This window comes from Acidovorax sp. 56 (assembly GCF_002749705.1).
Classification (GTDB): domain Bacteria; phylum Pseudomonadota; class Gammaproteobacteria; order Burkholderiales; family Burkholderiaceae_C; genus Acidovorax.
Map to the genome: position 1 here is coordinate 1,837,415 of NZ_PEEV01000001.1, position 26,721 is coordinate 1,864,135.

At 65.7% G+C, this 26,721-nt stretch carries 21 protein-coding genes and 1 other RNA gene; 8 read left to right on the forward strand and 14 right to left on the reverse strand.

Annotation, left to right across the window (positions count from 1 at the left end; genetic code table 11):
* Positions 1–28 precede the first annotated feature (28 nt).
* The 3 genes from CLU88_RS08125 to CLU88_RS08135 all read right to left on the reverse strand — a co-directional run bounded on the left by CLU88_RS08125 (position 29) and on the right by CLU88_RS08135 (position 2,976).
* The gene (locus CLU88_RS08125) at positions 29–1,393 is read right to left on the reverse strand and encodes an efflux RND transporter periplasmic adaptor subunit (protein WP_099656157.1); all 1,365 of its coding nucleotides are present in this window, start codon (positions 1,391–1,393) and stop codon (positions 29–31) included.
* 210 nt (positions 1,394–1,603) lie between these two features.
* Positions 1,604–2,050, reverse strand: coding sequence for a ribonuclease HI (gene rnhA / locus CLU88_RS08130; RefSeq protein WP_099658725.1), 447 nt, complete (start codon positions 2,048–2,050; stop codon positions 1,604–1,606).
* 107 nt (positions 2,051–2,157) lie between these two features.
* Positions 2,158–2,976 (reverse strand): class I SAM-dependent methyltransferase, encoded by an 819-nt coding sequence (locus CLU88_RS08135; protein WP_099656158.1) that lies wholly within the window; start codon positions 2,974–2,976, stop codon positions 2,158–2,160.
* On the opposite strand from CLU88_RS08135, the gene gloB reads away from it, so the two are divergent.
* Both gloB and CLU88_RS08145 read left to right on the forward strand, forming a co-directional pair.
* A complete protein-coding gene (gene gloB / locus CLU88_RS08140; RefSeq protein WP_099656159.1) occupies positions 2,975–3,757 on the forward strand; it encodes a hydroxyacylglutathione hydrolase in 783 nt (260 codons plus the stop codon). The two genes, CLU88_RS08135 and gloB, sit on opposite strands and share 2 nt — an antisense overlap.
* Positions 3,754–5,271 carry a transglycosylase SLT domain-containing protein gene (locus tag CLU88_RS08145; protein WP_099656160.1) on the forward strand — a complete coding sequence of 506 codons (1,518 nt, stop codon included), beginning with the start codon at positions 3,754–3,756 and terminating at the stop codon, positions 5,269–5,271. The genes gloB and CLU88_RS08145 overlap by 4 nt, the downstream gene beginning before the upstream one ends.
* A gap of 336 nt (positions 5,272–5,607) precedes the next feature.
* On the opposite strand, the gene CLU88_RS08155 is transcribed toward CLU88_RS08145, so the two are convergent.
* From CLU88_RS08155 to dnaX, 6 genes are all read right to left on the reverse strand, one after another.
* Positions 5,608–5,760, reverse strand: a complete 153-nt coding sequence (locus tag CLU88_RS08155; protein ID WP_099656161.1) for a DUF3096 domain-containing protein — start codon at positions 5,758–5,760, stop codon at positions 5,608–5,610.
* Between the two features lie 66 nt (positions 5,761–5,826).
* Entirely contained in the window at positions 5,827–6,879 is a 1,053-nt protein-coding gene (locus CLU88_RS08160) for an ABC transporter substrate-binding protein (protein WP_099656162.1), read from the reverse strand.
* A 371-nt stretch (positions 6,880–7,250) separates the two neighbouring features.
* Positions 7,251–7,676 carry an MAPEG family protein gene (locus CLU88_RS08165; protein ID WP_099656163.1) on the reverse strand — a complete coding sequence of 142 codons (426 nt, stop codon included), beginning with the start codon at positions 7,674–7,676 and terminating at the stop codon, positions 7,251–7,253.
* A 99-nt stretch (positions 7,677–7,775) separates the two neighbouring features.
* Complete coding sequence (gene recR / locus CLU88_RS08170; protein ID WP_099656164.1) at positions 7,776–8,366, reverse strand: recombination mediator RecR; 591 nt, start codon at positions 8,364–8,366, stop codon at positions 7,776–7,778.
* A 350-nt stretch (positions 8,367–8,716) separates the two neighbouring features.
* The gene (locus CLU88_RS08175) at positions 8,717–9,049 is read right to left on the reverse strand and encodes a YbaB/EbfC family nucleoid-associated protein (RefSeq protein WP_099656165.1); all 333 of its coding nucleotides are present in this window, start codon (positions 9,047–9,049) and stop codon (positions 8,717–8,719) included.
* 40 nt (positions 9,050–9,089) lie between these two features.
* Entirely contained in the window at positions 9,090–11,135 is a 2,046-nt protein-coding gene (gene dnaX / locus CLU88_RS08180) for a DNA polymerase III subunit gamma/tau (RefSeq protein WP_099656166.1), read from the reverse strand.
* 101 nt (positions 11,136–11,236) lie between these two features.
* Here dnaX and ffs point away from each other — a divergent pair.
* Positions 11,237–11,333, forward strand: an RNA gene (gene ffs / locus CLU88_RS08185) — signal recognition particle sRNA small type.
* A gap of 160 nt (positions 11,334–11,493) precedes the next feature.
* Here the strand turns inward: ffs and CLU88_RS08190 are convergent.
* From CLU88_RS08190 to CLU88_RS08205, 4 genes are all read right to left on the reverse strand, one after another.
* Complete coding sequence (locus tag CLU88_RS08190; protein ID WP_099656167.1) at positions 11,494–11,679, reverse strand: hypothetical protein; 186 nt, start codon at positions 11,677–11,679, stop codon at positions 11,494–11,496.
* 128 nt (positions 11,680–11,807) lie between these two features.
* On the reverse strand, positions 11,808–13,097 hold the full coding sequence (locus tag CLU88_RS08195; protein WP_233205586.1) for a TIGR03862 family flavoprotein: 1,290 nt from the start codon (positions 13,095–13,097) through the stop codon (positions 11,808–11,810).
* Between the two features lie 161 nt (positions 13,098–13,258).
* Entirely contained in the window at positions 13,259–16,819 is a 3,561-nt protein-coding gene (locus CLU88_RS08200) for an exodeoxyribonuclease V subunit beta (protein WP_099656168.1), read from the reverse strand.
* Complete coding sequence (locus CLU88_RS08205; RefSeq protein WP_099656169.1) at positions 16,816–19,425, reverse strand: PD-(D/E)XK nuclease family protein; 2,610 nt, start codon at positions 19,423–19,425, stop codon at positions 16,816–16,818. The genes CLU88_RS08200 and CLU88_RS08205 overlap by 4 nt, the downstream gene beginning before the upstream one ends.
* Positions 19,426–19,534: 109 nt before the next feature.
* Here CLU88_RS08205 and trxA point away from each other — a divergent pair, with 109 nt between their 5' ends.
* From trxA to CLU88_RS08230, 5 genes are all read left to right on the forward strand, one after another.
* Positions 19,535–19,867, forward strand: coding sequence for a thioredoxin TrxA (trxA, locus tag CLU88_RS08210; protein WP_099656170.1), 333 nt, complete (start codon positions 19,535–19,537; stop codon positions 19,865–19,867).
* A gap of 274 nt (positions 19,868–20,141) precedes the next feature.
* Positions 20,142–21,404, forward strand: a complete 1,263-nt coding sequence (rho, locus tag CLU88_RS08215; RefSeq protein ID WP_063459546.1) for a transcription termination factor Rho — start codon at positions 20,142–20,144, stop codon at positions 21,402–21,404.
* Between the two features lie 272 nt (positions 21,405–21,676).
* The gene (locus CLU88_RS08220; protein ID WP_099656171.1) at positions 21,677–21,934 is read left to right on the forward strand and encodes a type B 50S ribosomal protein L31; all 258 of its coding nucleotides are present in this window, start codon (positions 21,677–21,679) and stop codon (positions 21,932–21,934) included.
* A 138-nt stretch (positions 21,935–22,072) separates the two neighbouring features.
* Positions 22,073–23,788 (forward strand): hypothetical protein, encoded by a 1,716-nt coding sequence (locus CLU88_RS08225; RefSeq protein WP_099656172.1) that lies wholly within the window; start codon positions 22,073–22,075, stop codon positions 23,786–23,788.
* Between the two features lie 140 nt (positions 23,789–23,928).
* Positions 23,929–25,320, forward strand: coding sequence for an MATE family efflux transporter (locus tag CLU88_RS08230; protein ID WP_099656173.1), 1,392 nt, complete (start codon positions 23,929–23,931; stop codon positions 25,318–25,320).
* Here CLU88_RS08230 and phoR read toward each other — a convergent pair.
* Positions 25,312–26,637, reverse strand: coding sequence for a phosphate regulon sensor histidine kinase PhoR (gene phoR, locus CLU88_RS08235; protein ID WP_099656174.1), 1,326 nt, complete (start codon positions 26,635–26,637; stop codon positions 25,312–25,314). The two genes, CLU88_RS08230 and phoR, sit on opposite strands and share 9 nt — an antisense overlap.
* Positions 26,638–26,721: the final 84 nt, after the last annotated feature.

A 26,721-nucleotide genomic window follows, 5' to 3' on the forward strand; every position in this document is an offset into this window, starting at 1 on the left:
GCGTCGGGCGATGTCAAAAATGCAGAACTCAGGAGGAACGCGCGCCACGGGCCGCGCGCGTGGGGCCAGGCGGCACCGCAGGCTCTGCCGCCCCTTGGCACGGATTGGCAGCACGCGCATCGGGCAGCCCAGGCTGCGGGCTGGCAGCAGCAGATGCTGCGCGGGTACTGGTCGCCACCACCGTGGCGAAGGCCGCAGCGGGGACTGCAGCCGCAGTGTCTGCAGCGGATGCAGGCGGAGTTGGAGTGGGCGCCGCCGCTGCCTTGGCATCGCCCGCAGACTGACCCAGCTCCACCACACGCACGGCCAGACCATCGCGCTGCAAGCGTTGCTGCCCGGCGGTCACCACCACATCCCCGGCGGCCAACCCTTCCACCACCTCGACAAAGCCGGGGGTGCGAGCGCCCAGGCGCACCGGGGTGCGTTTGGCAATCTTGCTGCCCTCTTCCTTGCCGGGCACGATGCGCAGCACATAGGGTGCGGTGCCATCGGGCACGATGGCTTCCTCAGGGATCACGCGGGCGTCTGCACGCTCGCCAAACACCGCTGTCACGCGGGCAAACATGCCGGGGCGCAACTGCAAGCGGCGGTTGTCGATGCAACCGCGCACGGCAATGGAGCGCCCATCGGCGTCAATTTGCGGGTTGATGGCCTGCACCACTGCCGAATACTGCACACCCGGCAGCGCATCAAAGGCCACGCGGGCCAGTTGGCCAGGTTTGACCTTGTCCTGCAGCCGCTCGGGCAGGCGGAAGTCCACATACACCGCGTCCAGGTCTTCCACGTTGACGATGTCGGCGCCATCCTTGAGGTAGTCGCCCACGTTCACCCCCCGAATGCCCGCGATGCCATCGAAGGGCGCCAGGATGCGCAGGCGCTGCGCCGTGGCCTCAGACAGGGCCAGCTTGGCCTCTGCCACCTCCAAGTTGGCCGCACTTTCGTCCACGGAACGCTGGCTGATGAAGCCCTGGGCCACCAGCTCCTGGTTGCGTTTGTGGTTGGCGCGGGCAATCGACAACTCAGCCCGGCTTTGCTGCACCTGGGCCCGGGGCAGTTGGTCGTCTAGCTGCACCAGCAACTGCCCCTTGCGCACCCGCTGTCCATCGCGAAAGTTCAATTGGGTGATGCGCCCACTGATTTCAGGCCGCAGCACCACGCTGCGCCGTGACCGCAGGCTGCCCACGGCCTCGGCGTCGTCGCGCAAGGCCATCTGGCGCACAGCGGTGGCTTCCACCATCACAGGCTTTCCACCGCCTTGAGGCGCCGACTTGGCCTGAAGGGCTGCCGCATCGGGGCGCGAAGCCTTCGAGGGTGACTGGAGCCACCAGGCCGCACCGGAAGCAGCGGCCAAACCGATAACCGCAAAAACGACGTATTTGTTCTTGAGCGCCATGGATCCATCAAACCTGGGGAGTTGCGACATGCAGCGAAGCAATGTATCAGTGCGTACCAAGTTGTGCATTCACTTTGGCGCTTACCCCCGTGGTCTGTTGTGCGAGATTTACACAAGCTTTACACGCAGCCACGGCGCGGTGCGCTTCACCCCTCAAGCAAGGCGCTTTGCGCAGAGCCTGCCCCGAGCGCCCGGGGCGAAGCCCTTACCTCAACGGCCGTTGGCTTTGTCCACGCCTTTGTTGGCCAGCGCATCTGCCCGTTCATTGCCCGGATCGCCCGAGTGGCCCTTGACCCAGCGCCATTCAATGCGGTGCCCCCCCGTGCTCACCAGCGCGTCAAGGCGCTTCCACAGCTCCACATTCTTGACTGGTTGGTTGGACGACGTGCGCCAGCCTTTGGCCTTCCAGCCATGAATCCACTCGGTGATGCCTTTGCGCACGTATTCGCTGTCCAGAAACAGCGTGACGGCGCAGGGCCGCTTGAGGGCCGTGAGCGCCTCGATCACCGCCATCAGCTCCATGCGGTTGTTGGTGGTGCCCAGCTCGCCGCCAAACAACTCTTTTTCCAGCGTACCTGAACGCAGCAGCACCCCCCAGCCCCCTGGGCCAGGGTTGCCTTTGCATGCGCCATCTGTGTATATCTCGACCTGGTTCAAACTGGATTCCTGCAAATGTGAAGATGATGAATAGGAGGGTGTGAGAGCGCAAAGCCCAATCGCCCTGCCCAGCAGCGAGCCCATGCGTGGCCTGCGCAGCCCCTGGGTCAGCGCCTGCGCACCGGGCCACCTGGGTCCGTGCGCCGCACCACGGGCACCGTTGCGGCCACGCGGGCCTTGCCAGAGCGCCAGGCAGGGCCCAGCAGGCGCATGCCATGGACACGCTTGACCGCTACCAAAAAATAGGCCGCACCAAAAATGGGCCACCACTTTTCGCCCAGCGGGTCCACCCAGGCAAAGCGCTCCAGCCACTCGGCACTGCGCACCGCTGGACGATAACAGCCAAACTGGGCCGACTCGACCTCAAAGCTCAACAATCGCAGCCAGTCACGCAAGCGCCCAAAGCCGATGAACTCACCAGCATCTGGCAAATACAGCGAGCCGCCCATCCAGCGCTGGCACAAGCGCACCCGCATCTGGCGCAGGGCCCACAGGCTCAGGGGGTTGAGCCCGGCAATCACCACACGCCCCTCGGGCACCAGCACACGCTCGACCTCGCGCAGTGCCATGTGCGGGTCTTCGCTCAGCTCCAGGGTGTGGGGCAACACCACCAGGTCCAGGCTGGCGCTGGGAAACGGCAACGCCACAGGCTCGGCCCACAAGGCCACTGCGCGCGGTGCATCAGGGGGGATGGGGCCGCCCCAGTCCCCCGGTTCATTCAGCAATGCATCTGCGCCCAAGGCAAGCCACTGGTGGGGCATGCGGTTGGTGCGCAGGCCATCAATGCGGGGCATGCCCAGTTGCACTGCATGGTAGCCAAAGATGTCGGCCACGGCCTCGTCCATGCAAGCCTGCTCCCAGGCCAGCAGGTACCTTCCGGGCGCAGAGTCGAACCACTGGTGCAAATCTATAATTTGAGAGCTCATGAACTTGCTGCCGCTACCCGCCTTTACCGACAACTACATCTGGATGCTGCACGACGCGCAGCATGCGGTGGTGGTGGACCCTGGAGACCCCGCGCCCGTGCTGGAGGCGCTGCAGTCCATGGGGCTGTCCTTGCAGGCAATTCTAGTCACCCACCACCATGCCGATCATGTCGGTGGCGTAGGGGTTTTGCGTGAGCACACCGGGGCCCGCGTGTACGGCCCGGCAGGCGAAGACATCCCCCAGCCCCTCACGGGCCTGAGCCAGGGCGACCAGGTCACGGTGCTGGGCCTCACGCTGGACGTGCTGGACGTGCCCGGACACACCGCCGGGCACATTGCTTATTACGGCGCTGGCGTTGGAGGCGGGGACGAGCCCCTGCTGTTCTGTGGAGACACCTTGTTCTCGGGTGGCTGCGGTCGGTTGTTTGAGGGGACTCCGGCACAAATGCACACATCGCTCAGCCAGCTCAGTGCACTGCCCGACAACACACGGGTATGCTGCGCGCACGAATACACACTCTCTAACCTGAAATTTGCGCTGGCGGTGGAACCCGCCAACGCAGCACTGCTCAACTACAACGCCTGGTGCCTGGCCCAACGGGCCGCCAACCGCCCCACGCTGCCATCCCACATGGCACTGGAGCGCAGCATCAACCCATTCCTGCGGGTTCAGCAGCCAGAGGTTGCACGAGCAGCCAAGGCCCACGCGCCGCAGATCGACAGCAACGACGCAATCGCCGTACTGGCCGCTTTGCGCACATGGAAGAACGAGTTTCGATGAAATTTCTGCACATTGCCAGCCTGCTTGGCATGCTGTGGCTGACAGGCTGCGCCACCACCGGTGGAGCGCCGGATACCGCCAGCAACTCGCCCAACGAAACACCCACCAGCCGCCAGGCAGGCCACACGCCACTCATCCCCAAGGGGCCGCTGCAGCCCATCACGGCCGCCAACGCCTCCAGCCGCGAAGTGGCATCGCTCTCCGCTCCTGCAGATCTGTGGGATCGCATCCGTCGCGGCTTTGCCATGCCCGACCTGCAAAACGATCTGGTGCAAGACCGCGAGCAGTGGTATGCCAGCCGACCAGACTACATGCAGCGCATGACCGAGCGCTCCAGCAAATACCTCTTTCACATCGTTGAGGAACTGGAGCGGCGCGGCATGCCCACCGAACTGGCCCTGCTGCCTTACATTGAAAGCGCCTTCAACCCGCAGGCTGTCTCCAGCGCCAAGGCAGCGGGCATGTGGCAATTCATGCCCGCCACCGGCAACTACTTCGACCTGAAGCAAAACGCGTTTCGCGATGACCGGCGCGATGTGCTGGCCTCCACCCGCGCAGCGCTGGATTACCTGCAAAAGCTCTACGGCATGTTTGGCGACTGGCACCTGGCCCTGGCCGCCTACAACTGGGGCGAAGGCAGCGTGGGCCGTGCCATTGCGCGCAACCAAAAGGCAGGCCTGGGCACCAGCTACACCGACCTGAACATGCCCGCTGAAACACGCCTGTATGTGCCCAAGCTGCAGGCCGTCAAGAACATCGTGGCCAACCCGGACGCCTTCAAGACCGAGCTGCCACTGATTGAGAACCACCCCTATTTCCAGACGGTGGACGTCACCCACGACATCGATGTGTCGCTGGTGGCGAGCCTTGCGGGCATTCGCGAAGCAGATTTCAAGGCGCTGAACCCTTCTTTCCACAAACCCGTGATCCTGGCGGCGGGAACCCCGCAGATCCTCTTGCCCTGGGACAACGCCAAAGTTTTCCAACGCAACCTGGAAGCCCGCAGCGAAGGCCAGTACGCGAGCTGGACCGTGTGGTCTGCCCCCAGCACCATGACCGTGGCCGAAGCAGCGCGCCGCACGGACATGAGCGAGAACGACCTGCGCAGCCTCAACAACATCCCCCCGCGCATGCTCATCAAGGCGGGCTCGGCACTCATCGTGCCGCGCAGCGCCACCACGCGCCAGGACGTTTCATCGCACCTGGCAGACAACGGCCAAGTGGCGCTGGCCCCCGAAATCGTGACACGGCGCACCTCGGTGCGGGCCGCCAAAGGCGAAACAGTGGCCAGCATTGCGCAGCGCTACAAGGTCAGTGCCGCCAACGTGGCCGATTGGAACGATGTGAAGCTGAGCGCCGCCTTCAAGGCCGGACAACAGGTGGTGATGTACCTGCCCGTGCGCCAAATCGCTGCCGCCGCACAGCCACGCGTGCAAGCCCGCAGCAGCGCCAGCAAGACCGCATCGGCCCCAACGCGCCGTGGTGGCACGCCCTCTAAAGTACGCCGCCGCTGAGCACGCCCCTGCATTCACTTAACAAAGCGCCTGCAAAGACAGGCGCTTTGTGTTTATGCAAGGCCTTAGAACCTGTTCAACGTCTTTTTGGAGTTGCACAAGTGTCTTGCCGGGATGGGGTGCTAGGCGCGGTGTGCCGCCAATAGCTCGGCTATTGGCAAGCGCCGCAACGCCGCAGACCGCCCGGCAAGGCACTTGCCCTACGGGTTGGAGTGAAATCGGGCGATTGAACGCCCCGGCTGCTTGCATGGGCATGAGCCCATGCGGCGCATCCGAGGCATCCACTCATCCCGATTGCACTCCAATGCAATCTCCCAAAAGACGTTGAACAGGTTCTTAAAGGCGCAGCGACGCCATGCCCATCAGGCCCAAAATGCCCATGATGATGAGGTACAGCGCCACGATGGTGCTGAGCAAACGGGGCATGACCAGGATCAGGATGCCAGCAATCAGGGACACCAAAGGGCCGATACTGAGACTCAACGACATGGCGGGTCTTTCTGCACAAAGTGAAACAGGCCGCTATCTTGCCCGAGCACACCCTGCCCCGCGCCCTCACACGTTGAATTTTTGCCGTGCCTTGCGCACCCAGTCGTTCGAGAAGGTGCGCGCCAAGTCCACCTTGCTGCCCGCCAACTCAGGGTAGGCCAGCGTCAGGGTGCGCAGCGCCACGGCAGGGCCGTCGTCCGGCATCACCCCGTTGGGCGAGAAGGTCTCGCGCATGCGATAGAAAGCGGCCAGGTACAACGCCCTGTCGCCCGCCAGATAGGCCGCCGGCAACGCCTTGACGATATCGGCAGGCTCTGCCGTTTGCAGCCACTTGAGGGTGTGCACCATGGCGTGCACAAGGGCCTGCACTTGGTCGGTGCGCTTCTGGACAAAGGGCTGGGCTGCATACAGACAACTGGCGGGCATGTTGCCGCCAAACAAATCCTGCGAGGACTTGAGCGTGCGCGCATCGGCCACCACGCGCAGGGCCAGCTTTTGCTCGGCCTGCGCCACGATGGGGTCTGAATGGCACAGCGCGTGCATCTGCCCCGCGCGCAGGGCAGCCAGGGCTGCCGCCCCAGAAGGCATGGCGACAAAGGTCACCTCCTCTGGTGCAAGCCCTTCACGCGCCAACACCCAGCGCGCAAAGGTGTGGGTGGACGAGCCCGGGGCCGACACGCCAATGCGCCGCCCGGCCAGGTCACGCAAGGATTCGTACTTGGGCAGCGCACGCTGCGATATGCCCAGGGCCACCTGGGGTGCGCGCCCGTGCAGCACCATGGAGCGCAGGGGCAACCCACGGACCTGCTGGCGGATGGTGTGCTCGTAAGCGCCCGAGACCACATCCACCGCCCCCTCTTGCAACGCCTGCAAAGCCAGCGCACCGGCATTGAAGTCGCGCAGCACCACATCCAGCCCTTCGGCGCGGAAAAACCCGAGCTGGTCGGCCAGCAGCACCGGCAGGTGGTACATCTCGTTCTGCCCGGCCACCGCCAGCGTCACCCGCCCCAAGTCGCCCACGGGGGCCGACTGGGCGCCCAGCAAGGGCGCAAAAACGCCAGCGGCGTACGCAACGGATGCGGCCCCCAGGGTACGGCGGTGGATCAGAAAACGCGACATGGAATCAAGACAGCCCAAAAAAGTGCAACGCACACAATGCAGCGCAGAAAAGACCAAAGATGCTGCACTGCAACAATTGTGCCGGAGCCATCGGGCGAAAACATCAGGGATCACCCCTGCGGGCTTCTACGTACTGTGAAAAAGGTGGGGAAACAGTCGAAAAACTGAGGTAACCAGCGGGCAACGCGAGGGACGAACATGCCCGAGCCCCCGTCACGGGCCTGCAAACCGGTTCTACGACAGCTCTAAAGCCAAAGCGCCCCCACCGCGCAGACCAGGGTTTGCCTGAACCTGCACCGTAGAGGCGCGTGAATGTGATGGAGAGGGAGCGGTTGAGCGAAAGGTGAGCGTTTGGCACCTCAACACTGGTGTCAGTGGTAGCCCACAAACAAAATGGCGATGTTCACAAAGAACGCCGCCCCCCACACCGCACTGCGGGCCGTGGGCATGTTGGACACGTACATCATGATGTAGAAGATGCGCAACATGATGAACAGCATGGCCAGCAAGTCCAGCCAAGTCTGCCGGGCCCCGAGCTGGTGCGCAATGATGACCGCGCCGATGAAAAACGGCAGCACTTCAAAACTGTTGGCCTGCGCGGCGTTGGCACGGGCCCGCCAATCGGACTGGCGGGCCAGCCAGCCCCGTGGGTCGCTGTTGTCGAAGCCGCCCTGGTCTACGGGCTTGCCGAGGGCGCCCCGCTTGGCGATCCAGGCGCACACGATGGGCAGCAACGCGGCCACCAGGACGCACCAGTACGCCACCGTGAAGCGGGCCAGTTGCATGGATGTGTTCATTTTTAAGCCTTTAAGGGCTCAAAGCCCCTGTGTATAAGCGCTAGCCGCTATGAATTCGGGAGTATTCTACCCACGATGGCCAGGCCTCAGGCCTGCACTTCAGCGGCGGTCGACCAGCGCGTGCGCAATGGTGCCCAGGTCCACGTACTCCAGCTCGCTGCCCACCGGCACGCCGCGTGCGAGGCGGGTCACATGCAGGCCCCGGCTCTTGAGAGCTTCACTCAACACATGCGCCGTGGCCTCGCCTTCGGCATTGAAGTTGGTGGCCAAAATCACCTCTTGCACCACGCCATCGCTGGCGCGCTCCATGAGCTTGTGCAGGCCAATTTCCTTGGGGCCAATGCCATCGAGCGGGCTCAGGCGCCCCATCAGCACAAAGTACAGCCCCTTGAACGCCCCCGTGCGCTCCAGCGCCGATTGATCGGCCGGGGTCTCCACCACACACAGCCGCGAAGCATCCCGCTCAGGGTCCAGGCAGGTGCTGCAGATGTCATCCTCGGTGAACGTATGGCAGCGTGCGCAGTGGTGCACGTTCTGCACCGCACCATGCAGCGCCACCGACAACGCCTCGGCCCCATCCCGGTCATGCTGCATCAAATGAAACGCCATGCGCTGCGCAGACTTGACCCCCACCCCCGGCAAACGGCGCAGCGCCTGAATCAAGACATCAAGGGCGTTGGTGGAGGACATGGGTGGGTGGGCAATCTGGGAGAGTCGGGACAGAAATACGGGAAAGTGCGGTGCAAGGCTTCGACAGACTCAGCCTGAACGATGAGGGGATAGCCCTGGCCTCGACAAGCTCAGCCCGAACGGTGGTGGGCGATCAGGGCTTCGACAAGCTCAGCCCGAACGGGCTGGAGAAAGATCAGAAATATCCCATCCAACCCCTGTCCTCTCCTGCCTTCACACCCCACCCTCAAGGGCGTAGCGAGCGGGATGAGCTGCTAGGCGGACGGAGCACAGCAACCGGAACGTACTTAAAGTACGTGAGGATTGCGAGCACCGCCCAACGACGCAGATCGCCCGCTCGGTAGCCAGCATCAGAAAGGGAATTTCATGCCGCCGGGGAGGCCTGGCATCCCTGCTGTGAGTTTGCCCATCTTCTCCGAAGAAGTCTCTTCAGCCTTGCGCACCGCCGCATTGAACGCAGCCGCCACCAGGTCTTCCAGCATGTCCTTGTCTTCGGCCAGCAGGCTCGGGTCGATGGTGATGCGTTTGACATCGTGCTTGCAAGTCATCACCACCTTGACCAGGCCCGCGCCCGATTCGCCTTCCACCTCGACAAACGCCAGTTCGTCCTGGGCCTTCTTGAGGTTGTCCTGCATGGCCTGGGCTTGCTTCATCAGGCCGGCGAGTTGTCCTTTGTTGAACATGGATGGTTTCCTTCTTTTGAAAAATGGCGAGGGTCAAAAATTACAGTGGCTTGATGCTGCCAGGCACGATCTTCGCGCCGTGGTCGCGCATCAGCGTCTGCACATAGGGGTCGTTCATCACGGTTTCTTCGGCCAGGCGCTGGCGTTCGGCAGCCGCGGCGGCGTTGCGGCGGGCGGGGCTGTCGATCACGCGGCCCACCTCCACGCTGATCTGCGTGGCGTGGCCTGCAGTTTCCAGCGCCGAGCGCAGGCGCTCGCGGGCCGTGGGCTGGTTGAGCGATTCGCGCTCCACCCGCAGCAGCCAGTGGGCGCCATCGCGCGCCACCAGTTGGGATTGCAAGGCCAGCTCGCGCACCAGGGCGGTGATGGCCTCGGCCGCCACCAGCTGCTGCACCGTGGCGTGCCACACATCGCCCTCTTCGGTGGGCGTGTAGCGGGTCGATACCGGGGTGGGGGCCGACAGGGGCAAGGGCTGCAAGCGCTCGCTGGGCTCAGACGCCTCGCGCACCGGGATTGCTACCAATTCAGGAGCTGCTTGCGCTTGATTGTTAAGCGCTGGAGGCAGATTTTGTTCTGAATTTTGAGCCGCATGCGCTGGCGGAACGGCAGGGGCAGGTACCGATCCATCGTCCGCGTCGGGCCAGGGCGGGGGTTCGCTGCCAGCGTCATCCCACGGGGCAACCGCCTGGGCTGGGGCAGCCGCCGGGGCGGGCGCCGCCACAGGGGCCTGCGCAGACGGCACGGCCCGGGGCGCAGGCTCTGGTGGCTGCGCAGCGGCAGGAGCCATTGGGGTCGTTGTGGTCGTTGTGGTCGTTGGAGCGGAGGGTGCTAACGCAGCGGGAGGCACCGGCTCAGCAGGGGCTACGGGCGGCATTGGGGCAGCCTGCGGAGCAACCGCTGCAGGCGCCAAGGCGGGGCCTGGGGTCGATGGCAGTGCGGGCTCAGGCCGCGTCAGAGTTTTTTTTTCAGCCGGGTCTGCAGGGGCTTTGAAGGCCAGCAGGCGCAGCAGCACCATGGTCAGCGCGGCGTACTCATCGGGCGCCAGGCCCAGCTCGGCACGGCCATGCAGGCACAGGCTGTACAGCAGCTGGGTTTCGTCGGCTGGCATCTGGCCCGCCAGGCGGGCGGTTTCCACGGCTTCGGGGTCGTTCGCATCCACGGCCTGCGCCATTTGCGGCACGGCCTGGTACACGGCCATGCGTTGCAGCACGGCGCTCATTTCTTCCAGCGTCGATGCGGCCGACAGGCCGTTCATGCGAAGGGCATCGGCCGTTTCCACCACGGTCTTGCCGTCGCCCTGGGCCAGCGCGTCGATGAGGCGGAAGACGTAGGAGCGGTCTACCGCGCCCAGCATCTGGCGCACACCGGCTTCTTGCAACTGGCCGCTGCCAAAGGCGATGGCTTGGTCGGTGAGCGAGAGCGCATCGCGCATGGAGCCCCGCGCAGCGCGTGAGAGCAGGCGCAGCGCCTGGGGTTCGGCGGGCACGTTCTCTTGGGCCAGCACGCGGGTGAGGTGGTCCAGCACCGTCTCGGGCGCCATGGGGCGCAGGTTGAACTGCAGGCAGCGTGAGAGGACGGTGACCGGCACCTTTTGCGGATCGGTCGTGGCCAGCACAAACTTGAGGTACTCGGGCGGCTCTTCCAGCGTCTTGAGCATGGCGTTGAACGCCGTGTTCGTCAGCATGTGCACTTCGTCGATCATGAAGACCTTGAAGCGGCCCTGCACCGGCTTGTAGACGGCCTGCTCCAGCAGGCTTTGCACCTCGTCCACGCCCCGGTTGGAGGCGGCGTCCAGTTCGGTGTAGTCCACAAAGCGGCCGCTGTCGATGTCCATGCAGGCCTGGCACACACCACAGGGGGTGGCGGTGATGCCGCCTGTGCCGTCCGGCCCCTGGCAGTTGAGCGACTTGGCCAGGATGCGCGACACCGTGGTCTTGCCCACGCCGCGCGTGCCGGTAAACAGGTAAGCGTGGTGCAGGCGCTGCTGGGTCAGCGCATTCGACAGGGCCTGGACCACATGCTCCTGCCCCACCATTTCGGTGAAATTGCGGGGGCGGTACTTGCGGGCGAGCACGAGATAGGACATGGGCGGGATTCTACGGGCTGGGCGGTGCCTGCTCTTTTTGCCGCACCCACAAATCCCCTGCGCGCCGCAAAGTGCCCTGCATCCGAAGTACAATGCGCGCTGACGGGCCTCCCCGCATGGCAAAGCAGCCAACCGGGTCAGGTGGGGAACCAAGCAGCCCTAACTGTAGAGTCAGTGCCGGGGGTAAGGCTCGTCAACTTCTTTGAATGCCATGCCCGTCATGCGCACCGCACCCGTGCAACCAAGCACACCCTAGGTGCATCGTTCCCACACAGTGATTGCAAGCATCGGCCCATGCCAAAACCCTTGGCCGCTGACGCGCGCCAGGCGGGCCTTGTGCCGTACCTGAAGCAGGCGCTCAGCGCCCCACACCCGACTCGCGCATGAATTTTTCCATCTCTTCCAGCGTGGAGACGATGGTTTTCAGCTCGGCCTCCTTCTCGCGCAGCTCGGCAATGGCGGTTTCGTGGGTGCGAATCTGCGCCTGCAACTCAGCGATCTGGGCTTTCATGCCGGCGATGTGAGGGGCATTGGACTGGCTCATACAAAATTCCCTTTCATTGACACGTTGCCAGCAGAGCACGGGCGCATGGTATCCCCCAGAAGCTGTTTAGAGGGAACACAACTGTGCACACCATTGCTATCAATCCAATAGCTGCTAGCGCTTATCCATCAAGCGCTACGCCCCAAAAACGCTAAAACACCCTGCCCGGCCTGCACGCCACTGGCCAGGCAGGCGGTGAGCAAATAGCCCCCCGTGGGCGCCTCCCAGTCCAACATTTCTCCCGCACAAAACACGCCGGGGGCGGCCTGGGCCATGAGGTGCGCGTCCAGCGCCTCGAACGTGACGCCGCCCGCTGTGCTGATGGCCTCGTCGATGGGCCGGGCGGCCACTACGGTGATGGGCAGCGCCTTGATGGCCTGGGCCAGGGCCACGGGGTTGTTCATGCCGTCTTTGCCCAGGTGCTCAAACAGCACCCCGGCTTTGATGCCATCAAGGCCCAAACGGCTTTTGAGGTGGCTGGACAGTGAGCGCGAGCCGCGCGGGTGGCGCACTTCCTGCAGCACGCGCTCAGGGGCGTGGTCGGGCAGCAGGTCGAGGTGGAAGGTGGCGTGGCCATGGGCCTCGATCTCATCGCGCAGCAGGCTGGAGACGGCGTAGACCAGGCTGCCCTCCACCCCCGTGGCCGTGGCCACGAACTCGCCCCGACGCTGGAAATGCTGGCCGGTGCTGCTGGTGAAGCCCAGCGCCACCGACTTGAACGGCTGGCCTGCAAAGCGCTCCACAAAATGCGGTGTCCAGCCCACAGGCACGGCAGGCGTGCGGCCCAGCAGCTCTTGCAAAAAGGCGCGCCGCGTCTCGCCCGCCGGGGCGTGCATGCCCGCCACATCAAAGCCGCAGTTGGACGGGCGCAGCGGGGCCACGGCCACACCGCGCTCGGCCAGCAGGGGCACCCAGGCACCGTCCGACCCCAGCCGCGCCCAGCTGCCGCCGCCCAGGGCCAGCACCACGGCGCGGGCCGTCACCACCGCCTCGCCCGCAGGCGTGGCAAAACGCAGCGTGTGCGGCCCTTCTTCGGATGCCTTGACGCCATCTGCCCAGCCCAGCCAGCGGTGGCGCATGTGCAGTTGCACGCCCTGCCCGCGCAGGCGGTGCAGCCAGGCGCGCAGCAGGGGCGCGGCCTTCATGTCTGACGGGAACACACGGCCGGAGGTACCTACAAACGTCTCCACCCCCAGGCCCTGCGCCCAGGCGCGCACCTCGGGGCCGCCAAAGGTGCGCAGCAGCGGCTCGATCTGCGGCTGGCGTGCGGCGTAGCGGCTGGCAAAGGGCTCGTGCGGCTCGGAGTGCGTGAGGTTGAGCCCGCCTTTGCCCGCCAGCAAAAATTTGCGCCCCACCGAAGGCATGGCGTCAAACAAATGCACGGCCACCCCGGCCTGGGCCAGCACCTCGGCCGCCATCAGGCCCGCCGGGCCACCGCCGATGACGGCCACGTCGCACGACAAGGCCCCCGCAGGCAGGGCTGGCGCAACGGGTGTGGGGGAAGAAGAGAGGGTGTGGGACACGGGAGAACCTTGCTAAAAAGAGGGGCGTTGCGCGGATTGAGGGCCCTGGGTGCGGGTCAAAACAAGGAGCCTTGTGCAGAATCTGCAGGCCCCGGCGCGGAGCGCGGGCGTTCGGACTTCGGGGCCGCGGCCGAGGCCGAGGCAACGGGGGCGGAAGTATGCCCCACGCCAGAGGCCTGGGCAGCCGATGGGTCTGCTTTGCCCCCCTCGCTCGTACCCCCGCTCGCCCCCGTGCCACCCGCAGGCCCATCGCCCACCCGCACCATGCGCCCATCGCCCGTGAGGAAGGCCGCGTGCACCACCTCGCCCGGCATCAGGGCCTGCACAGCCTCGTGGTAGCGCTGCAGTTGCGCCACCAGCGCCTGCTGGCGCTGGGGCTGGGCAGCGCTTTTGTAGTCCAGCACCCACCAGCCTGCCACGGCGTCATCTGCGGGCGACGCACGGCGCTGTACCAGCCGGTCGATGCGCAGGCTTTGGCCCTGGTAGTGCAGCGGGGCCTCGTTGATGGCGGTCTGCACCTGGGCCAGGTCCCAGGCCCATGCGCCCTCGCCCGCCAGAATGCCCTGTGCCATGCGGGCGGCCAGTTCGGCGGCAGCCGGGGCAATGTCGTGGTCGCTGGCCAGCCGGGCGATGCGCGCCGCAGGCCAGCCGTGGGCGCGCAAGTCGGCCAACGGGGCACCGGCCACACCGGCCTGCTCCAGCAGCTGGTGCATGGCATCGCCTTGGCGCGACAGGGGGGTGGAATCGCCATCGCCAGGCATGGCCACGGGCGCGGCACCGCTGGGGTCGGCGGCGGCCGCTGCACCCGGTTTGGTGCGGGCGCTTTGCAGGGCCTCGGGCAGGGGCTGCAGCGCGGCGATGGTGAAGGTATCGGGAGTTACCCCGGCCCCGACGGCAGGTGCCGGGGCCATGCCTACGTCCACCTCGGTCACCAACGGAGCCAAGGGTGTCAGCCGGTTCCACCAGCTGCCCGGCGCCGAACTGCTGGGCTGCACGGACGACAGCGCCAGACAGTGCTTGGCGCGTGTCATGGCCACGTAGAGCATGTTCAGCTCCTCGCGGCTGCGGGCCTGCTGCTCGGCGGCGAGTGCGTCCACCGCGCTGGGCGGCGGATTCGATTCACTGGCCAAAAAGACGAAGGCCGAGGGCACGGTCTGCTCGCCAGGCCAGTCCACCAGCACGCCCATGGTCTCGGCCTTTTGCGGGCGGGTGTCGGTGTCCAGCAGCAGCACGCAGTCGGCCTCCAGCCCCTTGGCGCCGTGCACCGTCAGCAGGCGGATGGCCTGCGCGTCGGCACGGCCGGGGGCGCGCACGCCGCCCTTCTTCATGGCCCGCACCAAGGCATAGGGCGTGAGGTAACGGCCCCCATCGTGCTGCAGCGCTGCGGCCAGCAGAGCGCGCAGGTTGGCCTGCACCGACAGGCGCTGGGTGGGGGGTGCAGCAGCGGCAAAGCGGGCCAGCACGTCACCATGCTCGTAGATGGCATGCAGCGCGTCGTGCGGCGGCAGGCTGCCTACCCAGGCCTGGTATTGAATCAAAACAGGCCCCAGCGCTTGCATATCAAGCGGTAGAAGCTCACTTTTTAATAGCAAATCAAACCAGCTATTGCCCGCATGTTCAGGCTGGCGGCGCAGCACGGCCAGTGCCACCAAAGCGTCATCGCCCAGGCCAAACAACGGCGACTTGAGCGCGCGGGCCAAAGGCAGGTCGTGCGTGGGCGAGACCAGCACATCCAGCAGCGCCACCATGTCCTGCACCTCGGGCGCGTCGAACAGGTCGGCTTTTTCGGGCTGCACACAGGGCAGGTGCAGGGCGCGCAGGGCGTCTTGCATGCTGGCCAGGCGGTCGCGCTTGCGGGCCAGCACCAGCACCTCTTTGGGTGGGGTGCCGCTGGCAATCTGCGCGGCCACCCAGGCGGCGGCCTGGGTGCATTCGCGCATGCGCTGGGTTTCTTCGGCCTCGTGGCGGGGTTCGGTCAGGCTGTCGCGCCAGGCCAGGGGGTCGCGGCCTGCGCCTTGGCTATCGTCGTCCGCATCGGTGATGGCGGGCAGGCGCAGCAACTGGCCTGTGTGTTTCGATTCGGTGGTGTGGTCGCGGAATCCGCTGGTCTCGTGCTGCGCCTGGGCCTCGCCCATCACGGCGTTGACGGCGCTGATCACGCCCTGCGCATTGCGGCGTGTGTGGTCGCAACTGAGCAGGTCGCCGCCCAGCCCATCGCGCACAAACGCCTGCGCGGCGATAAACACCTGCGGCTCGGCGCGGCGGAAGCGGTAGATGCTTTGCTTGGGGTCGCCCACGATGAACACGCTGGGCGCGGTCGAACCACCGCCCGAGCCCGCGTAGCCCGCCAGCCACGCATGCAGCGCCTGCCACTGCAGCGGGTTGGTGTCCTGGAACTCATCGACCAGCAGGTGACGGATGCGTGCATCGAGGCGCTCCTGCACCCAGCCCGAGAGGATTGGGTCGGCCAGCATGACCAGGGCCGTGCGCTCCACATCGTTCATGTCCACCCAGCCATGCTGCTGCTTGACGACCACAAACTGCGCGATGAGACAACGCGCCAGCCGGGCCATGCGCTGCTGGTGTTGCCAGGCCTCGTGCTGGCGGCGGGCGGTGAGCAGGCGCTGCAGCTCGGGCTCGGCCTCCTGCGCGGCGGGGAACTTCTCGAGGTTCTTGGAGAGGCGGTCTTCCTTGGCCACGAACATCGCACGGCGCAATTGGTCCAGGCGCTGGTTCATGTCGGCGCAGGCCAGCGCGTCGATGATGGCGTCGGCCGCCTTTTGGGGGGTCTTGTTGGCCTCGGCGCCCAGCGCGCTGGCACGGCTGCGCCAGCGCTGAAGAGCAGCGTCGGTCTGCAAAGCATCGGCCGGCTCTGCCAACGAGGCCAGTTCGGGGTAGGCCTGCTGGAACGACGGCACCGAGGCATCCACCACACCTGCCTCGTCCGCCAGATCGAACTCCACCCGCTTGGCCAGCGCCGCTGCCAGGGCCTTGTGCGTTTGCGAGCGGCCGTGACGGGCCACCACGGCTTCGTAGTCGGCGCGCAGGCTGGCGCTGTCGGCCACGGTCTGAAGAAACGGGGGCCACACCTCGCGCACGGCCTCGGCATCGTCTTCAAGCAGCTCAAAGTGCGCGGGCAGGCCTTGTTGTTGCAGCAGCGCCAGCGGCGCCGTGCCCAGCAGCGCGGCAAACCAGCTGTGGAAGGTGCGGATCTGCACCGGGCGGCCAGCCTCCAGCAACTGGCGGTATAAATTTTGTAGCGCCTCGCGCTTGTCCAGTGCGCCCTGGGGGCTGATTCCCCTCGCAATCAGCTCGGCCGTGAGTTCCTCCAGCGGCTTGTGGCTGAATTGCTCCAGCCACTCCTGCAGACGCTGGCGCATTTCGCCCGCCGCCTTTTTGGTGAAGGTGATGGCCAGGATCTCGTGCGGCGCGCAGCCATCGAGCAGCGCGCGCAGCATGCGCGAGACCAGCATCCAGGTCTTGCCCGCACCGGCGCAGGCCTCCACCGCCACGCTGCGCGCGGGGTCGCAGGCAATAGCGTAGAAGGCTTCGCGCGATACGGGACGGCCGTTGTGTTCGTAAGCGGCCTGGGCGGGTGGGGAATGGCTCTCGGTCATGGCGTCTCTTGCGCGGGCAACGCCTGTTCAGCGTCCGCCCAGTAGTCTTTGCGGCACAGGCCGCGCACGGCGCAGAACTCGCACACCGATCCCTCGCCCAGCGCGGGCAGCAGCGCGCCGGCGGCGATGCGGGCCATGTCGTGCTGGATGCCTTCGATCAGCACATCGCGCAGGTGCACCACTTCGTCCTGTTCGTGCATTTGCGTCTCGCCGCGCTCGCCCACGTTGACGTAGGCAGCGCGCAGGGTGTCGTGGCTCAGCAAGGCGGCGTAGAAGGCCAGTTGCGTGTCCTCCGCTCCGCTCTTGATGCGCTGGCGGGTCACGCTGTCGCTTTCGGTTTTGTAGTCGATCACCAGCACCGTGGGCTCGCCGGTGGACGAGACGCCATCGATGCGGTCGAGGGTGCCAACCAGCTCCAGGTCGCCCAGCGGCTGGCGCGCTTTGACCTCGGCCTGGCGGAAGGTGGCGCCCTGCTGCTCATGGCTCGCCAGCCACTGCAGGTAGCCATCACGCAGTTGTGCCCAGCCGGCGGCAAAGGGCAGGAAGTCGCCGTCTTGCAACCGCTGCTCGCGGGTGACGGCCTCGGCGGCGGCGTCCATGCGGGCGCGGCGCTCCTCCGCGTGGTCGGTCGGGTCGGCCAGCAAGGCCTCGTGAAACTGCTGCAGCACGGCGTGCAGCCAGGTGCCAAAGTCGCGCTTGTCCACCTCGGCGTCCAGCTCGTCGGCCTCGCGCAGGCCCAGCTGGCGCTGCGCAAAGAAGCGGTAGGGACAGTGGCGCAGGTCGGAATACGCGGTGGACGACAGGTGTGCCACCGGCAGCGCCTGGCCCACGGGCTGGGGGCGCAGCGTGGGCGTGGTAGCCACTGCGCGGGCCGCACGGTCGTCCGCGCCGGGCGTGGCGGTGCCGTCCAGTTGCAGGGACAGCACCAGGGCGCTGGCCAGCAGGGGCTCACCGCCCTCGTCGCCGGTGCGCCACAGCACATCCACCACGGGCGTGCGCAGGGCGTGGGCCCAGGCGGCACGCTGGGCAGCTTCGAGCGATGCGCGCGTGGGCAGGCCCCAGGCCTCGCGCTGGGCCTGCGACCAGTCGCCTGCGGGCTCAGGCGCGGCTTGCAAACGCTTTTCATCGCAGCCCGGCAGCACGGCGGCGGCAAAGGGGCGGGCCAGCAGCTGGGGCAGCGGCAGCACGACCACGGGGGCATCGGCCGCCTGAGACGCCACATAGCGCCCGGCTTCGAGCACGTCTTTGGCCCAGCGGGTGAATTCGGCCAGCGCCATGCGGCGGCCAACGCCGTCGCCCCAGCCGTCCAGCTCGGCCTGCTGGCCGTCTTGCAGGCGCAGCGCGGCCAGCACGCGCATGCCGGCCGGGTCGGCCTGCAGGGCTTGCCACTGGCCGGCTTGCTCCAGCACAGCGCGCAGGGCGGGCAGCCACTGCGCCAGCGGGCGCGCAGTGCGCAGGGTGTCGCGCCAGGCCTCCACCGTAGCCACGGTGCGGGCCAGGTGGGGCTGCGCACTCAGGTCGCGGGCGGCGGCAGCGCTCCAGTGCTGCACCACGCCCTTGCGCAGCCATTGCTCCAGGCGGTTCACCTCGCCCGACATCAGCGCAGGGGTGTGTTTGATCCAGTCCAGCACCTCGTTGGAAGAAGCATTCCACGCCGCAGCCTGCAGCGCGGCCATGACCCGTGAGGCGGCGCGTGTGGTGGAAAGAATCCAGCCGCTCTCATCGCGCACTAGCACGCCGCTGCTGTCCAGGTGGGCGAGCACGCGGCGGATCAGCGCCCGGTCGGTGGCGGCCAGCGCCACGGGCACGCGGCCATCGCGCACATGGGCCAACACGCAGGCGGCGGCGCGGTGGGCTTCGTCTTCGGCATCAGTGGCGGCATGCAAGGCCCACTGCGGCGGGGCGGGGGCATCGCCCACCACATCATCGACCAGGGCGGGCAACGCAATGCAGGTGCCTTGCTCGCCCCAGTGGACCATCAGGGCCGGGGTCAGCGCGTCGGACTGAAAGCCTTCGAGCACCACCACGGCATCTACCGCCGCGCGCACGCCAGGCTCAAACAGCACATCGGTGGCATGGCGCGAGGCCAGCACCCATTCCAGCGCCAGGCGCGCCACCAAGGCCTCGTAGTGCAGGGTGCTGCCCTCGTCGGCGGTGGCCAGCAGCCTGCGGGCCTCGTCGCCCCAGGCGGCGCGCTGCGCGGGGGGCACGGCCGCCACGGCGGGGGCCAGTTGGGCAGCGGCTTCTTGCAAGGGCGTGGCCAGCATCTCGCGCTGGGCGCCCTGCCCCACGCGCTCAAGCAAGGCGCGGGCAGTGAGGGTGTCGCGCGCCACGTCGCCCGCAAAGTCATCGGCCGAAGGCTCAAACACCTGCAATTGGCGCGCCCAGTTGCGGCTGGTTTCAAAGCGCGGCGCAAAGCCTTGCGGAAACTGCAGCGCCCAGTGGCGCTGGGCCCAGGGCATGAGCTGGGCGTAAGGCACCAGCACCACGGTGCGCGCCAAATGGGCACCGTGAGCCTGGGCATGCACGGCCACCTGGGCCAGCGCACGTTGCCACAGGGCCGCGCCCAGGCCCGTGCCATGATCGCTTTTCGCTATGACAGTCATAGCGTCACAAGCCCCGGCCATAACGGTGTACGTGGTATTGGTTTCTGTCACAATGCCCAGACTTTAAACGTACACCGGTCACAACCCGCTCAAAATCAAGGAATCCGCCATGGCCAGCGAACTCATCAAACATGTCTCCGACGCCAGCTTTGAAGCCGACGTGCTACAACCCGGCACCCCGGTGCTGGTGGATTACTGGGCCGAGTGGTGCGGCCCCTGCAAAATGATTGCCCCCATCCTGGACGAAGTCGCCGGCACCTACCAAGGCAAGCTGCAAATCGCCAAGATGAATGTCGACGAAAACCGCGAAATCCCCGCCAAGTTCGGCATCCGCGGCATCCCCACCTTGATGCTGTTCAAGGACGGCCAACTGGCCGCCACTAAAGTGGGCGCCATGAGCAAGGCGCAACTGACTGCCTTCATCGATCAGCAACTGGCCTGATCCCCCAAGCCCCGCTGGTTTGCTGCCTGCGGGGCATTTTTTTGGGGTGCGTGCGACACGCAATGGATCCAAAGCCCTGCCGCAGCACCAGCCCCCATTGCGATCACGCAAAGCGCCTGCATTTTTTCCTGTCATAATTCCTTCAGATCACCGGCCTGCACGCACTGGCAGACGGACCAAGATCCCCGGCAAGCCGGACCTGCAAACAGCAGCCCATCTGGCACCAGCCCCCACTCCCCCAAGATTCTTACCAGCTCCGCCAAGGAGTCATTCCATGCACTTAAACGAACTCAAGGCACTGCACGTGTCTGAAGTCCTGAAGCAGGCCGAAGAACTCGAAATCGAAAACACGGGCCGCATGCGCAAGCAGGAGCTGATGTTTGCCATCATCAAAAAGCGCGCCAAGGCGGGCGAACAGGTGTTTGCAGACGGCGTGCTGGAAATCCTGCCCGATGGTTTTGGCTTCTTGCGCAGCCCCGACACGAGCTTCACGGCCAGCACGGACGACATCTACATCAGCCCCAGCCAGGTGCGCCGCTTCAACCTGCACACCGGCGACATGATCGAAGGCGAAGTGCGCACGCCCAAGGATGGCGAGCGCTACTTTGCCCTGACCAAGCTCGATGCCGTCAACGGCGGCCCACCGGAGCAAAACAAGCACAAGGTGATGTTCGAAAACCTGACGCCCCTCTTCCCCAAGGAACAGATGCGCCTGGAACGCGAGATCAAGGGTGAAGAGAACATCACCGGCCGCATCATCGACATCATCGCCCCCATCGGCCGCGGCCAGCGCGCGCTGATCGTTGCGCCGCCCAAGAGCGGCAAGACGGTGATGATGCAGCACATCGCCCACGCCATCACGGCCAACAACCCCGACGTGCACCTGATGGTGCTGCTGGTGGACGAGCGCCCTGAAGAAGTGACCGAAATGCAGCGCACGGTCAAGGGCGAGATCATCGCCTCCACCTTCGACGAGCCCGCCGCCCGCCACGTGCACGTGGCCGAGATGGTGATCGAGCGCGCCAAGCGCCTGGTCGAGCTCAAGAAGGACGTGGTGATCCTGCTGGACTCCATCACCCGCCTGGCCCGCGCCTACAACAACGTCGTGCCGTCGAGCGGCAAGGTGCTGTCCGGCGGTGTGGACGCCGCCGCACTGCAGCGCCCCAAGCGCTTCTTCGGCGCTGCCCGCAAGGTCGAAGAAGGTGGCTCGCTCACCATCATCGCCACCGCGCTGGTCGACACCGGCAGCCGCATGGACGAAGTGATCTTTGAAGAATTCAAGGGCACGGGCAACTGCGAAATCCACCTGAACCGCCGCCTGTACGAAAAGCGCGTGTTCCCCGCCATCGAGCTCAACAAGAGCGGCACGCGCCGCGAAGAGCTGCTGCTGGCGCCCGAGATCCTGCAAAAAACCCGCATCCTGCGCCAGTTCATGTACAACATGGACGAGATCGAGTCGATGGAGCTCATGATCAAGAACATGAAGGCCACAAAAACGAATGTGGACTTCTTTGACATGATGAGACGAGGGGGGTGACAACCCCCTGAGGCGCTGTCGCGCCTTCCCCCTTCTCTCGAATTGCTACGCAATTTGGGAAGGGGGACACCGCCAGCGCGGCGGGGCGGCCCTTGCGCGGCGGTTCTGGCCCAGGCCACGCCAGTTTCAGCGGTCACAGGCCATCGCAAAAATGCCGTCCGACCGCCTGTGCAATAATAGAGGGCTTTTTCTGCGGAAAGTACGCTGGATGTTCCACGGTGCAAAGGTTGCCCCGGGTCCTGCACGGCTCCCGCACTTGACAAGGATTGATCATGAAAGAAGGCATTCACCCCAATTACCGCGAAGTGTTGTTCGTTGACCTGTCCAACGGCTTCAAGTTCGTGACCCGTTCTTGCGTGAACACCAAGGAAACCGAAACCTTCGAAGGCAAGGACTATCCTCTGTTCAAGCTGGACACTTCCTCTGAATCGCACCCCTTCTACACTGGCACACAAAAGTCGGTGGACAACATGGGCGGCCGCGTGGAGAAGTTCCGCAACCGTTTCGGCAAGACCACCGCAGCGAAGTAATTCGCGGCCGTTTCGCCAAAAAGGCAGCCCGGGCAACCGTGCTGCCTTTTTTCTTTGGCTCTGGCTCTTTGGTTTTGCCTTTATCCTCGGTAACGCCCCTTTTTTTCGTCCCCCTCATCTTCTTGCCTGGCATTTCGCGTGACCCCGCCCACCCCCGCCATCGTTAGCCAAAAAGCCGCCAAGGCACTGCCCCGCTGGGCACTGCTGTTGCTGTGCATGGCGTATGTCATCCCGGGCTTTGTGGTACGCGACCCGTGGAAGAGTTCTGATGTCAGCGCCTTTGGCTACATGCTGGAGCTGGCGCGGGGCAAGACCTCCTGGTTAAACCCGCTGCTGGGCGGGGTAGCACCCGAGACCGATGGCCTGCTGCCTTACTGGCTGGGAGCCTTGGCCATCCAGTGGGCGCCCGCAGGCATATCGCCCGACATGGCTGCGCGCTTGCCTTTTGTGGGGCTGCTGGTGCTGACCCTGGTGGCCACCTGGTACGGCGTGTATTACCTGGCCCGCAGCCCTGCCGCCCAGCCGGTCGCGTTTGCGTTTGGTGGTGAGGCCCTTCCCACCGACTACGCCCGCGCCATGGCCGATGGCGGGCTGCTGGCCCTGCTGGCCTGCCTGGGGCTGGCGCAACTCTCGCACGAGGCCACCAGTTACCTGGTGCAGTTGTGCTGCACCGCGCTGGTGTTTTTTGGCTTCGCAAGCTTGGCGTTTCACCGCGTGGCACCTGCGCTGGCCCTGGTGGCCGGGCTGGCAGGCCTGGCGCTGGCAGGTGCGCCCGCACTGGCCACCTTGCTGGGCCTGGGTGGGGCCTGGGTGCTATGGCATGCCCCGGCCCAAGAAGTAGCGCACCGCCGCACCTGGGCCTGCGCCACCCTGGCGCTGCTGGCAGCCATCGCCGGAATGACCTGGCTGTTGGGCCTGTGGGGCTGGCGCATTGTGGGCATTGCAGCAGGTGGCAAGGAATGGCTGAGCCTGGCACGCCTGCTGCTGTGGTTTGGCTGGCCTGCCTGGCCTCTGGCCATCTGGACTTTGTGGCGTTGGCGCAAGCAGATTGCCAGTGCCCAATGGCACCGCCACCTGTGGCTACCGCTGTGGTTTTCGCTGGTGTCCATCGGGGCCACCATCACCACCAACCCGGCAGACCGCGCCCTGCTGCTGGGCCTGCCGGCCATGGCCACGCTGGCGGCCTTTGCCCTGCCCACCCTCAGCCGCGCCGTGGCGGCGCTGATCGATTGGTTCACGTTGCTGTTCTTCAGCCTTTCAGCCTTGGCCATCTGGGTGATCTGGATTGCCATGCAAACCGGCGTACCCGCTAAACCGGCAGCCAACGTGGCCAAGCTGGCGCCTGAGTTTGCGCCCTCCTTCTCGTGGCTCGCGTTGCTGGCGGCATTGGCTGCTTCGGTGGCCTGGTGCAGCCTTGTGTGGTGGCGGGCTTCGCGCGACCGCGCCGCTATCTGGAAGAGCCTGGTGCTGCCCGCCAGCGGTGCCGCGCTGGGCTGGCTGCTGCTCATGACGCTGTGGTTGCCATTGCTCAACCACGCGCGCAGCTATGTGCCTCAGGTGCAAAACATGCTGCGGGTGATGCCAGATGCGCAGCAAGGCTGCGTACAGACCTATGGGCTCAGCCGCGCGCAAACGGCGGCCTTTCAGTACCACGGCGGACTCACCCTGCAGCCTGCCGACAGCAAGAATGGCAACAAGGACTGCAACTGGTTGCTGGTGGATGCGAGCGCATGGCCTGCACCTCCGGGCATTGTTCAGGCCGCGGAATGGACGCCCGTCGCCAATGTGCCCCGCCCTACCGACAAGAACGACCAGGTGCTGGTGTTCCAACGCACCTCGCAGTTGGCGCCCTAGAGCCAGAACACGCCCGTGCAGCCCCATGTTGGGCAACGCTGGCGGCGTGTTGTGGATGGGTGGGCCAAGGACGCATACGCTCCATCCGCGATCAAATCTCGCCTCCTGCGGGCCAACCCGCCTTCCCCACCCTGTCCCGCATGACCTCCGCCCCGCCCCACACTGCAGAACAACCGCCCGAACTGCCCCAGATTGCCCGCCACGCCGCCACCGTGTTGGCCGGGCAGTTGGCGGTGATGGCGTTTGGCGTCACAGACACCCTGGTCGCAGGCCGGGATGGCGAAGCGTCATTGGCAGCACTGTCGGTGGGGTCGGCGATTTTCATCAGCATTTATGTGGGCCTTATGGGGGTGCTGCAGGCACTGATGCCGGTGTGGGCGCAGCAACGTGGCGCAGGCGACCTGCCAGCAGTGGGGCGGTCGGTGCGGCAGTCGCTGTACCTGTGTGCAGCCGCATCGGTGCTGGGCATGGGGCTGCTGCTGTCACCCGCCCCTCTGCTGCGATGGACCGAGATCCCGCCCACGCTGCGCGCCGAGGTGGTGCAATACCTGGCGGTGCTGGCCTTCGCACTGCCTGCTGCGCTGCTGTTTCGCATCTACAGCACACTGAACCAGGCGCTGGGCAGGCCGCAGTTGGTGACCTGGCTGCAGGTGGGCTCGCTTTTTATCAAAATCCCGCTGTCCATCTGGTTCACGCTGGGCGGCGCGGGCCTGCCCGCCCAAGGGGTGGTGGGGTGCGCCTGGGCCACGCTGATCGTGAACTACACCATGCTGGGGCTGGCGCTGTGGCTGCTGCGCAACCAAAGCATCTACGAGCCCCTGCAACTGTGGCGCCCGCTGGAGCGCCCCCATGGCCCCACGCTGGGCAGTTTCTTGCAACTGGGCGTGCCTGCGGGCTTGGCCATCATGGTGGAGGTGACGTCGTTCACGCTGATGGCGTTGTTCATCGCGCGCCAGGGCACCACGGCGGCCGCGGCGCATCAGATCGCCTCGAACATGGGGGCCCTGCTGTACATGGTGCCCCTGTCACTGGCGATTGCCACCAGCACCCGCGTGAGCTACTGGCTGGGCGCGGGTGACCCGCAACACGCCCGCCGCATCGTTCATATGGGATTTAGGCTTGCAGCGCTCACAGGTATTGCGCTAGCAGCTATGTTATTTATAGCAAACCATGCCATAGCCAGCCTGTACTCGGGCAGCCCTGCCGTGGTGGCGGTGGCGTCGGGCCTGCTGCTGTGGGTAGCGGCCTACCACCTGGCCGATGCCTGCCAAACCCTGTGCGTCTTTGTGCTGCGCAGCTACCACATCACGGTGGCGCCACTGGTGGTGTATTGCGTGCTGCTGTGGGGCCTGGGGCTGGGGGGCGGCTACCTGCTGGCCTACGGCACGTGGAGCCCCTGGGCGCAGATGGCCCACTCACCCACCGCATTCTGGGCCTGCAGCGCTCTGGCCCTGGCCATCACCGCCGCCGCATTTGCTGCAATGCTGCTCAAAGCCGCCGCACGGACGGCGCTGCCCTCGCCATCAGCGTAGGCGATTGGCCGGGAAGGACACCGAGAAGGTCGAGCCTTTGCCCACCTCACTGGCGATGTTGAGCGAAGCACCGTGGCGCTGCAGCACATGCTTGACGATGGCCAGCCCCAGGCCGGTGCCTCCGGTTTCCCGCGAGCGGCTGCGGTCCACACGGTAAAAACGCTCTGTCAGCCGGGGGATGTGTTCGGCGGCAATGCCTGGCCCGGTGTCGCGCACAGAGAACACGGCCGATCCATCGCTGGAGCGCTCCCAGGTCACCGTGATGCTGCCGCCGACTGGCGTGTAGCGGATGGCATTGTTGATGATGTTGGAAAGCGCGCTTTGCAACTCAGCGGGCACCCCGGCAATGTCACCCATGGCGCGCAACTGTTCGGGCGCAGGAAACCCCAGCACATGCGGGCGCGCCTGGTTGGGCGTAAGCAGTGAGGACAACGCCCGAGCTTCCTCTTCGCAGCGGTGAAGCAACGCCTGCACAGGCGTCCATTCCGAAATGCCGGGCGGCGGACTGCCCTCCAGGCGCGAGAGCGTGAGCAAATCCTGCACCACGCTTTGCATGCGCGAGGCCTGCTGCGCCATCATGCCCAGGTAGCGGTTGCGCTCTTGTGGCGAGAGCTGCAGAGTCTGCAAAGTCTCCACAAAGCCGATCAACACCGTCAACGGCGTGCGAATCTCATGCGACACGTTGGCCACGAAATCACGGCGCATGGCATCGGCCTGCTCCAAGGCCGTCACATCGCGCGACAGCAGCAGTTTGCGCCCGTCGCCATAGGGGTGCAGGTGCACCGAGATGCGCACCGGGCGTGAAGGCTTGCTGTCGCGGCCCTGCAGCACCACGTCATGCGAAAAATCATGTGCGGCGTAGTAGGCACTGAAGTCGGGGTCGCGCACCAGGTTGCCGATGGACTGCATCACGTCGCGTTGCGCGTCGATGCCAAACTGGCTGGCCGCGATCTGGTTGCACCATTCAATGTGGCCCTCGCTGTCGAGCAGCACCACGCCATTGGGCGTGGCCTGCAGCGCGGCCAAAATTTCGTGCAGTCGGCTCAGACTGTCTTGTTCTCTGGCATCACTCTGGCGCAGCAGGCGCCGAGCACGGTCTGCGGCCTCGCCCCACATGCCACGCATGTTGGGTGCCTTGGCCAACTCGCCCGTGCGCAACCACAGCAGCACGCGAGCCCCCCTCGACAGATCCCAGACAAACCATGCCCAGCCCGCCAGCGCAGCCCCCAGCGCCGCACCCCAGGGTCCTGCCCGCCACCAGCCCAGCCCGCCCCCGGCCAGTTGCCAGGTCAGGAAAAACACAAAACGCCAAAACATGCGAGACGCACAGCTTTCTCAAAAATGCGGGCCATTTCGATGGCAGGCCCGCCTGTGGCCCGTTCAGTGCAAACCCAGCGGCAG

Coding starts and splice junctions, on each gene's coding strand:
- CLU88_RS08200 (WP_099656168.1), bottom strand. CDS start 16,819: ATGACCGAGAGCCATTCCCCACCCGCCCAGGCCGCTTACGAACACAAC.
- rho (WP_063459546.1), top strand. CDS start 20,142: ATGCACTTAAACGAACTCAAGGCACTGCACGTGTCTGAAGTCCTGAAG.
- CLU88_RS08195 (WP_233205586.1), bottom strand. CDS start 13,097: ATGGCGGCCGAGGTGCTGGCCCAGGCCGGGGTGGCCGTGCATTTGTTT.
- CLU88_RS08220 (WP_099656171.1), top strand. CDS start 21,677: ATGAAAGAAGGCATTCACCCCAATTACCGCGAAGTGTTGTTCGTTGAC.
- CLU88_RS08145 (WP_099656160.1), top strand. CDS start 3,754: ATGAAATTTCTGCACATTGCCAGCCTGCTTGGCATGCTGTGGCTGACA.
- phoR (WP_099656174.1), bottom strand. CDS start 26,637: ATGTTTTGGCGTTTTGTGTTTTTCCTGACCTGGCAACTGGCCGGGGGC.
- CLU88_RS08190 (WP_099656167.1), bottom strand. CDS start 11,679: ATGAGCCAGTCCAATGCCCCTCACATCGCCGGCATGAAAGCCCAGATC.
- CLU88_RS08175 (WP_099656165.1), bottom strand. CDS start 9,049: ATGTTCAACAAAGGACAACTCGCCGGCCTGATGAAGCAAGCCCAGGCC.
- dnaX (WP_099656166.1), bottom strand. CDS start 11,135: ATGTCCTATCTCGTGCTCGCCCGCAAGTACCGCCCCCGCAATTTCACC.
- gloB (WP_099656159.1), top strand. CDS start 2,975: ATGAACTTGCTGCCGCTACCCGCCTTTACCGACAACTACATCTGGATG.
- CLU88_RS08125 (WP_099656157.1), bottom strand. CDS start 1,393: ATGGCGCTCAAGAACAAATACGTCGTTTTTGCGGTTATCGGTTTGGCC.
- CLU88_RS08160 (WP_099656162.1), bottom strand. CDS start 6,879: ATGTCGCGTTTTCTGATCCACCGCCGTACCCTGGGGGCCGCATCCGTT.
- CLU88_RS08135 (WP_099656158.1), bottom strand. CDS start 2,976: ATGAGCTCTCAAATTATAGATTTGCACCAGTGGTTCGACTCTGCGCCC.
- trxA (WP_099656170.1), top strand. CDS start 19,535: ATGGCCAGCGAACTCATCAAACATGTCTCCGACGCCAGCTTTGAAGCC.
- CLU88_RS08155 (WP_099656161.1), bottom strand. CDS start 5,760: ATGTCGTTGAGTCTCAGTATCGGCCCTTTGGTGTCCCTGATTGCTGGC.
- CLU88_RS08205 (WP_099656169.1), bottom strand. CDS start 19,425: ATGACTGTCATAGCGAAAAGCGATCATGGCACGGGCCTGGGCGCGGCC.
- CLU88_RS08230 (WP_099656173.1), top strand. CDS start 23,929: ATGACCTCCGCCCCGCCCCACACTGCAGAACAACCGCCCGAACTGCCC.
- recR (WP_099656164.1), bottom strand. CDS start 8,366: ATGTCCTCCACCAACGCCCTTGATGTCTTGATTCAGGCGCTGCGCCGT.
- CLU88_RS08165 (WP_099656163.1), bottom strand. CDS start 7,676: ATGAACACATCCATGCAACTGGCCCGCTTCACGGTGGCGTACTGGTGC.